We start from the raw sequence: 12,293 nt of genomic DNA, 5'->3' as shown, positions 1-12,293 counted from the left end.
CGGGGCTATTTGGAATTGCCTTACATGATTGATAGGAATTTTCTGTAAGTTTTCGATGTGCTCGAGCCGGTTGTGCCGTTTTCGGCATGCTCAGGGTCGATTGAGGTCAAGAGAAGGCTGTCGCGGCAGGCCACCCTAGGGATTGGTTGAACAAGGAGAAGCCCGTGATCCGAATGACGCTGGACGAGGTCCGCGAGCTGGCCGTGCGCATCCTGCGCCGGCACGCTTTCAGCGAAGCCCATGTACAGGCGGTGGCCGATACCCTGGTGGCGGGGGAGCGTGACGAATGCGCGTCCCACGGTATCTGGCGGTTGCTCGGCTGCATCGCCACCCTGAAGGCCGGCAAGGTATCCGCCGACGCCGAGCCGGAACTGCACGACATCGCTCCCGGCCTGCTGCGGGTCGACGCCCATGGCGGGTTCTCCCAGTGCGCATTCCGGCTGGGGCTGCCGCATCTGCTGGAGAAGGCCCGCAGCCAGGGCATCGCGGCGATGGCGGTGAACCGCTGTGTGCATTTCTCCGCGCTATGGGTTGAGGTCGAGGCACTCACCGAGGCGGGCCTGGTGGCCCTGGCGACCACGCCGAGTCATGCCTGGGTGGCGCCGGCGGGCGGACGCAAGCCGATCTTCGGCACCAACCCGATCGCCTTTGGCTGGCCGCGTCCGGACGGCCCGCCGTTCGTCTTCGACTTCGCCACCAGCGCCGTGGCGCGTGGCGAGATCCAGTTGCACGAACGCGCCGGCAAGCCGATCCCGCTGGGCTGGGGGGTGGACGAGCAGGGCGAGCCGACCACCGATGCCAGCGCCGCGTTGCGAGGCGCCATGCTCACTTTCGGCGGGCACAAGGGCTCGGCCCTGGCGGCGATGGTCGAACTGCTCGCCGGTCCGCTGATCGGCGACCTGACCAGTGCCGAGTCGCTGGCCTACGACGAGGGCAGCCGTTCTTCTCCCTACGGTGGCGAACTGCTGATCGCCATCGATCCGCGGCGCATGCTCGGCGCCTCGGCGGAGGAGCACCTGGCGCGCGCCGAGACGCTGTTCGAAGGCATCGTCGAACAGGGCGCGCGCTTGCCCTCGCAGCGACGCTTCGAAGCGCGCGAACGCAGCGCCAGGGACGGCGTGACGATTCCCGAGGCGTTGCACCGGGAGCTGCTGGCGTTGCTGGAGTGAGCGCAAGGCGAGGGGCCGACCGGACAGCGTGGCGCAGCGAGGACGACTGCGTAGGGCGGATAGCGCCAACGGCGTTATCCGCCATCCAGGCTTCCAGGCGTGCTCAATCCAGGGCCTCGCGCGTGCTCCGGCCATCGACCAGGCGCAGCAGGCCCAGCGGGTTGGCGTTCTTCAGGGCGTCCGGGAGCAGGCTGTCGGGGTAGTCCTGGTAGCACAGCGGGCGCAGGAAGCGTTCGATGGCCAGGGTTCCCACCGAGGTGCCGCGAGCGTCGGAGGTGGCCGGGTAGGGGCCGCCGTGGACCATGGCGTCGCACACCTCGACGCCGGTCGGATAGCCGTTGAATAGCAAGCGCCCGGCCTTGCCTTCGAGCAGCGGGACCAGCCCGGCGAACGCCGCGAGGTCGTCCGCTTCGCCGATCAGGGTCGCCGTCAACTGGCCGTGCAGGTTGTCCAGCGCGCGGGCAAGCTGTTCCTCGTCGGCTGCCTCGACGACCACGGTGGCCGGGCCGAACACCTCATCCTGGAGCAGTTCGTCGCCTTCCAGCAACAGGCCCACGTCGGCCTTGAACAACTGCGGATGGGCCTGCCGCCCTTCCTGTGGCGCGCCGGCCAGGCGCCGGATGCCGGGGTGGCGCTCCAGGCGTTGCAGTCCTTCGACATAGCTGCGCAAGGTGCCGGCGTTGAGCATGCTCTGTGCCGGCCTGGCGGCCAGTGCCTCGCCCAGGGCCGCGACGAAGGCGTCGAAGCCGGGGGAGCGCAGGCCAAGCACCAGGCCCGGCTTGGTGCAGAACTGGCCGCAGCCGAGCGTCACCGAGGCGGCCAGCTCCTCCGCCACCTGCCGGCCGCGCCGGCGCAGGGCTTCGGGGAGCACCACCAGCGGATTGATGCTGCTCATCTCGGCGAACACCGGGATCGGCTGCGGCCGCGCCGCTGCCAGGTCGCACAGTGCGCGCCCGCCCTTGAGCGAACCGGTGAAGCCGACCGCGCGGATGGCCGGATGGCGCACCAGCGCCTCGCCGACGCCGTTGCCGTAGACCATGTTGAATACCCCGGCCGGCATGCCGCTGTCGGCCGCCGCCTGGAGGATCGCGTCGGCCACGCATTCGGCTGTGGCCATGTGTCCGCCGTGGGCCTTGACCACCACCGGACAGCCGGCGGCCAGGGCGGCGGCGCTGTCGCCGCCGGCGGTGGAAAAGGCCAGCGGGAAGTTGCTGGCACCGAACACCGCCACCGGGCCGAGACCGATTCGCCACTGGCGCAGGTCGGGGCGCGGCGGGGTACGCCCGGGTTGTCCGCGATCGATGCGCGCGCCGTGGAAGTCGCCACGCCGCAGGACTTCGGCGAACAGCCGCAACTGGTTGGCGGTACGTGTCCGTTCGCCCTCGATACGTGCAGCGGGCAGCGCGGTCTCGCGACGGACCAGGGCGACGAAGTCGTCGCCCAGGGCGTCGAGGCGCGAGGCGATCGCCTCGAGGAATCCGGCGCGGCGCGTGGCGGACAGTTGCCGGTAGTTTGGATAGGCGCGTTCGGCGGCGCGGGCGGCGGCGTCGACCTCCGCCTCGGTGGCCTGGACGAAGGCGTAGGGCAGCGCTTCGCCGCTGTCGGCGTCGAGGCTGCGCAGGATGAGGTTGCCGGCGGCGCTGCGAGCGCCGCCGACGTAGTTGTGACCGAGGATGCTGGGCATGGGGCCTCCCTGGGGACGGTGGACGGAATGCTCTGCCGCTGGCTCTCGCCGGCCGCTCCCTGGGGAGCGAGGCGGCGAGGGCGCGGCGCCGGCTACAAGCCGACGTCCGGCAGCGCCGGCCGGCTGGCCAGGGCCTTGGCCATGATCCGCTCGACGTGCTCGCGATCGGCGCCGCGCAGGGCCAGGCGCGGTGGACGGGTGAGGGCGCTGCCGCGACCGGCGAGTTGCTCGCAGAGCTTGATGCACTGCACCAGGTCGGGACGGGCGTCGAGATGGAGGATCGGCATCAGCCACTCGTAGATCGGCATCGCCTCGGCGAAGCGCCCGGCCCTGGCCAGGCGGAAGATGGTCTCGCCTTCCTTCGGGAACACGTTGGACATTCCCGAGATCCAGCCCTGGGCACCCACCGCCACGCTTTCCAGGACCACGTCGTCGAGCCCGGCGAAGAGGATGAAGCGCTCGCCCACCTGGTTGCGTACGTCGATGAAGCGGCGGGTGTCGCCGGAGCTGTCCTTGAAGCAGACGATGTTCTCGCAGTCGGCCAGGGAAACCAGGATGTCCGGGGTGACGTCGTTCCGGTAGATCGGCGGGTTGTTGTAGACCATCACCGGCAGGTCGGTGCCGCTGGCCACGCTGCGGAAATGCTCGGCGGTCTCGTGCGGCTTGGAGGAATAGACCAGCGCCGGCATCACCATGATGCCGTCGACGCCGACCCGCTCCACCGCCTTGGCCACCTTCGCCGCGCCGGCGCTGGTGAACTCGGCGATCCCGCAGATCACCGGCACGCGGCCGCCGGAGGCATCCTTGGCGACCTCGGTGACGGCCATCTTCTCCTCGATGGTCAGCGAGGTGTTCTCGCCGACGCTGCCGCATACCACCAGCCCGGACACGCCGTCGCGCACCAGGTTGGAAATGACCGTGTGGGTTTCCTCCAGGTTCACCGAGAAATCGGCGTTGAATTGGGTGGTGACCGCGGGGAATACGCCGCTCCAGTTGACGTGCTTGCTCATGGTTTCTCCTTTCTTCGTATTTCGTATACGAATTCAGTCGGACCGCTGCGGTCCGAGTCACAGGGCGACGGCAGCGTTCGCCGTCGTGGGCGATCCGGTACGCGCCGGATCGGTTTCCGCCCGGCCGCTGCCTGCGGTCGGGCGGGGTGGTCAGCAGTGGCCGCCGGGCCAGGTGTCGGACAGCCGATAGCCTTGCGGCCAGGGATCGTCCGGGTCGAGCAGGTACTGGTGGATGCCGGTGATCCAGGCCCGCCCGGACAGGCACGGCAGGATCGCCGGACGGCCGCCGAGTTCGGTCAGCGACTCGATGTGGCAGTGGAATTCCGAACCGATGATGGAGCGCCCGACGAAGCGTTCGCCGACCCGCAGCTGGCCTTTCGCCTGGAGCACCGCCATCCGCGCCGAGCAGCCGGTGCCGCAGGGTGAGCGGTCGATCTTGCCGGGGCGGATGATCACCGCGTTGCTCGCGCCGAGGACACCGTCGCGGCGCTCCGGCGGCGCGGCCAGCTGGCAGAAGGACAGATGGTCCCAGTCCGGGTTGGTCGGGTGGCGGAAGCCCAGTTGTTCGTTGGCCGCGTGGGTGATCTTCAAGCCGGTGGCGACCAGCTCGGCGGCCTCGTCGGCGCGCAGGGCGAAGCCCAGGCGCCGGGCGTCGGCGATGACGAAGCTGTCGCCGCCGTAGGCGGTGTCGACCTGTAGCGAGCCGAGGCCCTCGACTTCGATCCAGGCGTCGAGGCGGTCGGCGAACGACGGCACGTTGCGGATTTCCACCCGCTCGGCCTTGCCGTCGCGGCATTCCGCGCGGGCCTCGATCAGCCCGCCCGGCGCTTCCAGCAGCAGCCGGGTCAGCGGTTCGCGCATCGGCAGGATGCCGCTGTCGAGCAGTACGGTGGCCACGCACAGCGAATTGGAACCGGACATCGGCGGGGTGTCGGCCGGCTCCATGATGATCCAGCCCATCTGCGCGCGCGGGTCCTTGGCCGGCACCAGCAGATTGGCGTGGCGGAACACTCCGCCGCGCGGTTCGTTGAGGACGAAGTTGCGCAGGTCCTGGTCTCTGGCGATCCAGCGCGACTGTTCCCAGAGGGTGGCGCCGGGCGGCGCGGCGACGCCGCCGACGATCACGTCGCCGACCTCGCCTTCGGCATGGCAACTGACGATGTGGACGATCCGCTGCGAACGCATGGCTATCTCCTGTGCGGGGGCGGGCTCAGAGCACCGAGCGGAGGAATTCCACCGTCTCCGGCCGCTGCGGGTTGCCGATCACCTGGTCGGGGGTGCCGATCTCGTGGACCAGGCCATTGCGGAAGAACGCCACCCGGTCGGACACGTCGCGGGCGAAGCGGATCTCGTGGGTGACCAGGACCATGGTCATGCCTTCTTCGGCGAGCAGGCGCATGGTGTCCAGCACCTCGCCGACCAACTGCGGGTCGAGCGCCGAGGTGGCTTCGTCGAACAGCATGTAGTCCGGCGACATCGCCAGCGCCCGGGCGATCGCCATGCGCTGTTGCTGGCCGCCGGAAAGGCGCTGGGGGAAGACCTTGAGCTTGTCGCCGAGACCGACGTGGGTGAGTTGCTTCAGCGCCATCGCCTCGGCTTCGGCGCGGCTCTTGCCGAGCACCTTGCGCGGCGCGAGCATGACGTTTTCCAGCACGGTCAGGTGGGGGAAGGCGTTCCACTGCTGGAAGACGATGCCGATCTTCCGCCGCAGGCGGTTGAGGTCGGTGCCGCGGGCATGCACGTCGATGCCGTCGACGCGGATGCTGCCGCGCTGGATCGGCTCCAGGCCGTTGATGCACATCAGCAGGGTCGACTTGCCGGAACCGGAGCCGCCGATGATCGACAGCACCTCGCCCTTGTCCACCCTCAGGTCGACGCCCTTGACCACCTCGAACTGGCCGTAGGCCTTGTGCACGCCGCTGATCTCGATCATTGCTGCCATCTCCGTTCCAGCCGGGCGCCGAGTCGCGCGACCACCCAGCTCATGAGGTAATAGACGAGCCCCGCGATGCAGAGCACGAAGAGCGGTTCCTGGATGCGCGTGACAATGGTCTGCGAGGCGCGCAGCAGTTCGACGATGCCGATCCAGAGCACCAGCGAGGTGTCCTTCATCACCGACAGGGTCAGGTTGACCCAACCGGGGAAGGCCACCCGGGCGGCCATCGGCAGGACGATGTGGAACAGGTCCTGGCGATAGCTCAGGCCCAGCGAACGCGCGGCCCGGCGCACGCTCGGCGGTACCGAGAGGACGCCGCCGCGGACCACCTCGGTGCAGTAGGCGGCGGCGTACACGCCGAGCACCAGGCAGGCCACGGCGAAGGCGCTCCAGTCGAGGCCGAGGATGCTCTTGAAGGAATTGAGCAGGACGAACTGGATCAGCAGCGGCACGCTGCGGAATACGTCGAGCAGCGCCGCCAGCGGCAGGCTGGCGCGTGGCAGCAGGGCGCGGAGCAGGCCGAAGACGACGCCCAGCAGGGTGCCGATCAGCATCGCCATGGCGGTGATGGCGAGGGTGGTCCAGGCGCCTTGCAGGAGGAACAGCAGGTCGTTGGCGGTGAGGCTGGTGGTGAACACGGCATTCCCCTCAGTAACGGAACAGGCGCCAGCCCAGCAGGCGGGCGGCCAGCACCAGCAACTTGGCCATGGCGAAGTAGAGGACGGCGGCCAGGGCGAAGTATTCGAAGGTGCGGAAGGTCTTGACGTTGAGCGCCTGGGTGACGCCGGTGAGGTCGTCGGTCAGGCCCACCACCACGCCGAGGGAGGTCATCAGCATGGCCCAGACCAACTGGTTGGTCAGCGGGTAGAACACCACCCGCAGCAGCTGCGGGATCACCACCAGGCGATAGGCCTGCGGCGCGCTCATGCCCAGCGAGCGGGCCGCCCGCAACTGGGTCTCGGGCACCGCCTGGAGGCCGCCGCGGAAGGTCTCGGCGAGGTAGCCGGCGTTGTTGAAGGTGATCCCGGCGAGCAGGGCGAACCAGGAACTGACGTGCAGGCCGAAGGAGCCCAGGCCGAAGTAGAGGATGTAGATCTGGAACAGCGCCGGGGTATTCCGCGCGATGGAGATCCAGGCCCCGGCGGCGGCGCGCAGCGGGCGGTTGCCGCCGAGCCGGGCGAAGGCCAGGAGCAGGGCGATGAGGATGCCGAAGAGCATCGACAGCGCGGTGACCTGGAGCGTCACCAGGCTGCCGGCGAGCATCTCCGGCAGGGCGTTGAACGCCGAGCGCCAGTGGAAGGTGTAGTCGAACATCAGCAGTCCTCGCTCAGCCAGGCGGGCAGCCCGGCGGGGGCCCGTCCGCCGACGGCGGCCTCGACGCAGCCGGCGAGGCCGGCGAAGCGCACCTGGCGGCCGACCAGTCCGGGGGCGTAGTGGGCATACTTGGCGGAGTTGGTCATCAGGGTGCGCGCGCCCGGCGGCACCAGCGGTTCGTCGAGCATGCACCAGCAGGTGTCGGTGACCAGCCGCGCGCCGAACGCCCGCAGCGTCGCCAGGTGCCCGGCCGCTTCGGCCTGGGCGACGACCTGCCGGCTGCTGGTGATCACCAGCGCTACCTCCGGGTGTCTGCGGCGGCCGTGGCAGAGCGCGGCGAGCTGGGCGAATTCGCTGGCGGAGAAGTGCGGGTTGCCCAGCGCCACCAGGTCGATCCGCGTCTCGTCGGCGCTGTCCAGCTCGCGCCAGGCGTCGCGCAGGCGCTCGCGACCGACCCGCAGGGTCCGCCGCGGCGCGCGGCCGCCGAAGGCGCTGGCCAGGTCAGGGGCTTCCGGGGTGACGCCGATGACGTGGAACATCGGCACCGAGGAACTGGTGCCCAGCGCCGCGCCGAAGGCCTTGAGCGCGTCGCGGTCCGGCTGCCGCTGCCGCAGGCCGTCGATCGCCGGGATCTGTCCGTCGCAGAGCAGGCCGCAGAGGTAGCCGAGGGTAGGGTAGAAGGCATCGTCGACGCTGCCGAGGTCTTCCACTTCGATCAGTACCCGCGCCTGGCGCTGCTCGTCGAGGTGGCAGCCGGCCAGCGGCGCGCGACCGGTGAGGGCGCAGCAGATATCCATGAAGTCGGCGTACTTGTTGGTGCGTGCGCCGAGCACGCTGTTGGCGAAGAGCACCGCGTTGGACTCGGCCCAGACGATCTGTTCGCCGGCACGCGCGCTGTCGTCGAGCAGGTAGGGCGCGCAGGTGAAGCTGGGCTGCGCGCCCATGTCGAGATAGGCCTGGGCCAGGGCCGCGGCTGGCTCGCCGAGGGCGGCGGGTACGCCCTGTTCGCGCCAGCGGCGCTGGTCCACGGAGATGGCGTTGAGGGTGGTCGGTACCCGCACCCGGGCACCGAGGTCGCGCAGGGTCTCGGCGAAGCGCAGGCCGGCCGGGCCGGTGTAGATGCAAGCGTCGATGTGCGCGCGCTGGATCTCGACCAGCCGTTGCGCGCCCTGCAACGCCGCCATGCGCAGGACGATGCGCATCGCCAGGCGCGCGGCTTCGCCGTGTTCGCCGGCGAGCAGGGCCTGGTCGAAGGCGTCCAGTCGCGGGCCGGCATCGGTCGCCAGCGCTTCGGCGGGCCGGGCCTCCAGCGGCGGCGGGGCATCGCGGTGGAGTTCCAGGCGACCGTCGGCCAGGCGCGCCCAGGGATAGGCGGCGAGTTCGTCGAAGCGCTCGCCGAGACAGGCGATGGGTAGCGAGCGGCCGAACAGTTCCTCGGCGACGATCGCGCCGAGGGCGAGGATTTCGTCCGGTTCGCGCAGGAGGATCGCCGCCGGCGCGCATCCGCCGAGGATCAGTTCCAGCAGTACGCTGCTGCCGGTGCAGGAGCCGCGCCCGCCGGGAATCGCCAGCAGCCTGCCGTGCAGACGGCGGCCGCTGAGCGGGTGGTGGCGGTCGATCACTTCCGCGCTGCGCGGGTCGACGCCGCCCCAGAAGCTCAGGCCGGTCGGTGCGTACAGCAGTTCGCCGGACGCGCTGCCGGCGACCAGGGTACGGGGAACGATGAGGTGTGCGTGCTTCATCGGCGCATCCAGGACGGGGGGAAACGGCGCGGCCCGACGGCGGACCGCGCCCTCGGCTTCAGCGGTAGACCGCGCTGGTGGTCAGCTCCGGCGCCGTGCCGCCGACCCATTTCTGCGCCAGCTCGGCGTAGCGGCCGGTGCGCACCTGCTGGTTGATGAACAGGTTCAGGTAGTTGAGCAGGCCGTATTCGTTGCGCTTGGCGCCGAGGGCCACGTAGTCGATGTCATAGGGCGCGTCACCGGCGATCTTCAGGCCCTTGTACTTGCCCGACTTGATCCACGAGGCGGCGACGGTGGAAGAGACGACCGTGGCGTCGATATGCCCCTGGCTGATCGCCAGGGCGGTGTCGGCCTCGGACTGGTAGGCGCGGAAGCTGCCCTTGGCGTCGCCCCAGGCCTTGCTGTCCTTCTCCAGGGCCAGCGCCTCGAAGGTGCCGGCGGTGCCGCCGACCGGGCGGCCCTTGAGGTCCTCGTAGCTGGCGATGCCGGTGTCCTCGCGGGTCAGTACCACCTTGACGAAGGCGAAGTAGGGGATGCTCATGCCGATGGTCTTGGCCCGCTCCAGGGTGTCCGAGGTGGATGCGACGATCACGTCGGCGCGACCCGACACCAGCGCCGGGATGCGGTCGGGAAAGGGCGTCTCGACGATCTCCGCCTTGACGTCCAGGGCCTTCGCCAGGTCGTTGCAGTAATCGACGTCGAAGCCCACCGGGTTGTTCTGCGCATCGCGCGAGCCCATCGGCGGAAAGTCCAGGGTGACGGCGCAGCGCAGCTTGCCGGACTCGATGATGTCGTCGAGCTTGTCGGCCTGGGCGAGACCGGCGAGGGAGCAGCCCAGGGCAGCGGTGAGGGCTAGGGCAAGGGTCTTCTTGGTATTCATGGGGGCCTCTGGCGATGCGGTTGAGTGGGAGGGCGGCAAATCCCGTATTTGTGATTTCGTATACGATATTTTAAGTGAGCAATGGCTGTGCCAGAACCTCGTCCGACGCCGATAAAAAATCCTTCGCTGGAGCGCGACCGCTTTGGCTGGCGCGTCGCTGTGCCATGCCGCGCCGGACTGCGCCCCGCTCGGGCGCGGCCGGCGGTGTTACAAAAGGGAGCAGGATTGCTACCGCCGCCCCGTGGCGGGGCGAGGCGTTACGCTTTTCGGGGCTGGCGATGGGTCTCGCGGTACTGGCTCGGCGAGAGTCCGGTGAGCGCCTTGAACTGGCGGCTGAAGGCGCTGTGGTCGGTGTAGCCGCAGCGCAGGGCGATCTCGGTGATCGGCGCGTCGCCGGCGAGCAGTTGCGAGGCGGCGCCGAGCCGCGCCTTGTGGATCATCTGCCGTGGGGTGAGCTGGAAGATGCGCTTGCAGTGACGCTCCAGTTGCGCCACCGAGAGCCCGGCGATGGCAGTGAGATCGGCGAGGCTGAGCGGCTGGTCGTAGTGCTCGCGGATATGCGCGTCCACCGCCGCCAGCCGGCCGTAGGCCGGGTGCGCCGACTGCGCCGCCGGCAGGTCGTGGGAGATGCCGGCCATGCCGATGATCGCCCCGTCGGCATCGCGCAGCGCCTGCTTGTGGGTCAGGCACCAGCCCGGCTGGCGACCGGGATAGAGGTGCAGCTCCAACTGGTTCTCCAGCGTCGCGCCGCCGCGCAGCACGCGCCGATCCTGCTCGGCATAGAGCGGACCGAGGCTGGAAGGGAAGACCTCGTCGGCGCTGCGGCCGAGCAGTTCGGCCTTGTCCTTCACGCCGCAGCGGCGTGCCAGGGTGCGGTTGACCAGGACATAGCGGGCGCGCTCGTCCTTGACGAAGAACACCACGCCGGGCATGGCGTCGAGCAGCGCCTCGACCTGGCGCAGGCTGGCCAGCAGGCTGGCGAGGTCGGCGGGGGGCGGGGCGGCGAGCAGGTCGTGCATCGGGGCGAAGGCCTGGTTGGGGGACCGCGCCAGCATACGGGGCGCCGGCGGCCGGGAACAGGGCCCGGCCGCGCGCCTCAGTTGCCCGGCGAGTCGCAGCGCAATGGCACCGTGCGCACGCGGCGCAGGTAGAAGAGGCAGGTGGCGCCGAGCAGCAGCGTCATCAGGACGAACTCGACGGCCAGGGTCGTCTGCGTCGCTTCCAGGTAGTCGCCATGGCGCTCCAGCCTGTGCGCGAACACCGCGCCGAGCAGCGCCGAGCCGAGGCCGAGGGAGGCCTGCTGGACGGTGGCGAGCATGGCGCTGCCGGCGCCGGCCTGGGCGGTCGGCACCTCCGAGAGGCCGATGCGGAAGAAGCTGCTGACGATGAACGCCTGGCCGAAGCCGATCACCTGGGTCGCCGGCGCCAGGTTGAGGATGCCCGGCTGCGGCCAGACCCGTTGCAGGGTCAGCATCAGGCCGAGCAGGCCGCACATCTGGATGACGCAGCCGAGCAGCAGCAGGCGTACCGGGCCGATCCGCGCCGCCACCCGGGCGGTGAGCAGCGCCGAGACGAAGTAGGAGGCGCCGAGGGCGATGAAGGCATTGCCGGCCTGCACCGGCGAGAGACCGGCGCCGGCCTGCAGGGCCAGGGCAAGGGCGAACATGAAGCCGCTCCAGCAGGCGAAGAACAGGATCGCCAGCAACAGGCCGAAGCGGATGCTCGGCAGGCGCAGCAGCGATGGCGGCAGCAACGGCCAGGCCTGGCGGCGTTCCTGGCGCAGCTCGGTGCGCCACAGCCAGGCCAGCAGCGGCACCGCCGCCGCCAGCAGCAGGGCGCAGGGCCAGGACCAGTGCAGCGATGGGCCGAGAGCCAGCGGCAGCAGCAGGCAGAGGATCAGCGCGGCGAGCAGCAGGGTGCCCGGCGCGTCGACGCGGGCGGCATGCTCGGCGCGGGTCTCCGGTACCCAGCGGCGGCTGCAAAGGAGAATACCGAGGCAGATCGGCAGGTTGATCAGGAACACGCTGCGCCAGCCGAGGCCGCCGATGTCGGCGGAGACCAGGAAGCCGCCGAGCACCTGGCCGACGACGAAGGCCAGGCCGCCGATGGCGCCGTAGGCGGCCAGCGCGCGGGAATGCGCGTGGCCGCTGAGGCTGACATGCAGGGTGGCGAGGATCTGCGGCACGATCAGCGCCGCGCCGACGCCCTGCAGGGCGCGCGCCACCAGCAGCAGCCAGACCGAACCGGCCAGCCCGCAAAGCAACGAGGCGACGGCGAACAGGGCGACGCCGAGATCGAACAGGCGGCGACGGCCGTAGTTGTCGCCAAGCCGGCCGCCCATCGCCAGGCACACGGCGAAGGCCACGCCGTAGACGGCGACGATCAGTTCCAGTTCGGTTTCGCTGGCGCCGAGGGAATGGGCGAGGGCGTCGAGGGCGACGTTGACGATGGAGAAATCGATCATCGGCAACAGTTGCCCCGCCAGCAGGATGCAGAGCCCGGCGAGGCCGAGCCGCGACGACGAGACGGTGCTGGGCATGGGCGGAGTCCTTGTGCGG

At 70.0% G+C, this 12,293-nt stretch carries 11 protein-coding genes; 1 reads left to right on the top strand and 10 read right to left on the bottom strand.

Features of this window, described 5'->3' with window-relative positions; genetic code table 11:
• Positions 1-164 precede the first annotated feature (164 nt).
• Positions 165-1,169, top strand: coding sequence for a bifunctional delta(1)-pyrroline-2-carboxylate/delta(1)-piperideine-2-carboxylate reductase (gene lhpD, locus VQ067_RS19695; protein WP_003082545.1), 1,005 nt, complete (start codon positions 165-167; stop codon positions 1,167-1,169).
• 103 nt (positions 1,170-1,272) lie between these two features.
• Here lhpD and VQ067_RS19690 read toward each other — a convergent pair whose 3' ends face one another.
• The 10 genes from VQ067_RS19690 to VQ067_RS19645 form a co-directional block, all read right to left on the bottom strand.
• A complete protein-coding gene (locus VQ067_RS19690) occupies positions 1,273-2,853 on the bottom strand; it encodes an aldehyde dehydrogenase (NADP(+)) (protein WP_033990213.1) in 1,581 nt (526 codons plus the stop codon).
• A 92-nt stretch (positions 2,854-2,945) separates the two neighbouring features.
• Positions 2,946-3,863 carry a dihydrodipicolinate synthase family protein gene (locus VQ067_RS19685; RefSeq protein WP_003105052.1) on the bottom strand — a complete coding sequence of 306 codons (918 nt, stop codon included), beginning with the start codon at positions 3,861-3,863 and terminating at the stop codon, positions 2,946-2,948.
• Between the two features lie 150 nt (positions 3,864-4,013).
• Positions 4,014-5,048, bottom strand: a complete 1,035-nt coding sequence (locus tag VQ067_RS19680) for a trans-3-hydroxy-L-proline dehydratase (RefSeq protein ID WP_033984982.1) — start codon at positions 5,046-5,048, stop codon at positions 4,014-4,016.
• A 25-nt stretch (positions 5,049-5,073) separates the two neighbouring features.
• Positions 5,074-5,796, bottom strand: a complete 723-nt coding sequence (locus VQ067_RS19675) for an amino acid ABC transporter ATP-binding protein (RefSeq protein WP_003086746.1) — start codon at positions 5,794-5,796, stop codon at positions 5,074-5,076.
• Entirely contained in the window at positions 5,793-6,437 is a 645-nt protein-coding gene (locus VQ067_RS19670) for an amino acid ABC transporter permease (RefSeq protein WP_003082557.1), read from the bottom strand. The genes VQ067_RS19675 and VQ067_RS19670 overlap by 4 nt, the downstream gene beginning before the upstream one ends.
• Positions 6,438-6,447: 10 nt before the next feature.
• On the bottom strand, positions 6,448-7,113 hold the full coding sequence (locus tag VQ067_RS19665) for an amino acid ABC transporter permease (RefSeq protein WP_031686052.1): 666 nt from the start codon (positions 7,111-7,113) through the stop codon (positions 6,448-6,450).
• Positions 7,113-8,855: a cis-3-hydroxy-L-proline dehydratase gene (gene lhpI, locus VQ067_RS19660; RefSeq protein ID WP_031686050.1), complete on the bottom strand. Its 1,743-nt coding sequence runs from the start codon at positions 8,853-8,855 to the stop codon at positions 7,113-7,115. Before lhpI ends, VQ067_RS19665 begins: the two co-directional genes overlap by 1 nt.
• A 58-nt stretch (positions 8,856-8,913) precedes the next feature.
• Positions 8,914-9,735, bottom strand: a complete 822-nt coding sequence (locus VQ067_RS19655; protein ID WP_003082561.1) for an ABC transporter substrate-binding protein — start codon at positions 9,733-9,735, stop codon at positions 8,914-8,916.
• Between the two features lie 257 nt (positions 9,736-9,992).
• The gene (locus tag VQ067_RS19650) at positions 9,993-10,790 is read right to left on the bottom strand and encodes an AraC family transcriptional regulator (protein ID WP_023086476.1); all 798 of its coding nucleotides are present in this window, start codon (positions 10,788-10,790) and stop codon (positions 9,993-9,995) included.
• A gap of 41 nt (positions 10,791-10,831) precedes the next feature.
• Positions 10,832-12,274 carry an MFS transporter gene (locus VQ067_RS19645; RefSeq protein WP_033990211.1) on the bottom strand — a complete coding sequence of 481 codons (1,443 nt, stop codon included), beginning with the start codon at positions 12,272-12,274 and terminating at the stop codon, positions 10,832-10,834.
• Between the last annotated feature and the right edge of the window lie 19 nt (positions 12,275-12,293).

The sequence above is a fragment of the Pseudomonas sp. KBN12P06040 genome (assembly GCF_037574965.1).
Taxonomy (GTDB): domain Bacteria; phylum Pseudomonadota; class Gammaproteobacteria; order Pseudomonadales; family Pseudomonadaceae; genus Pseudomonas; species Pseudomonas aeruginosa.
This window is presented reverse-complemented; position numbering and strand designations above follow the sequence as displayed.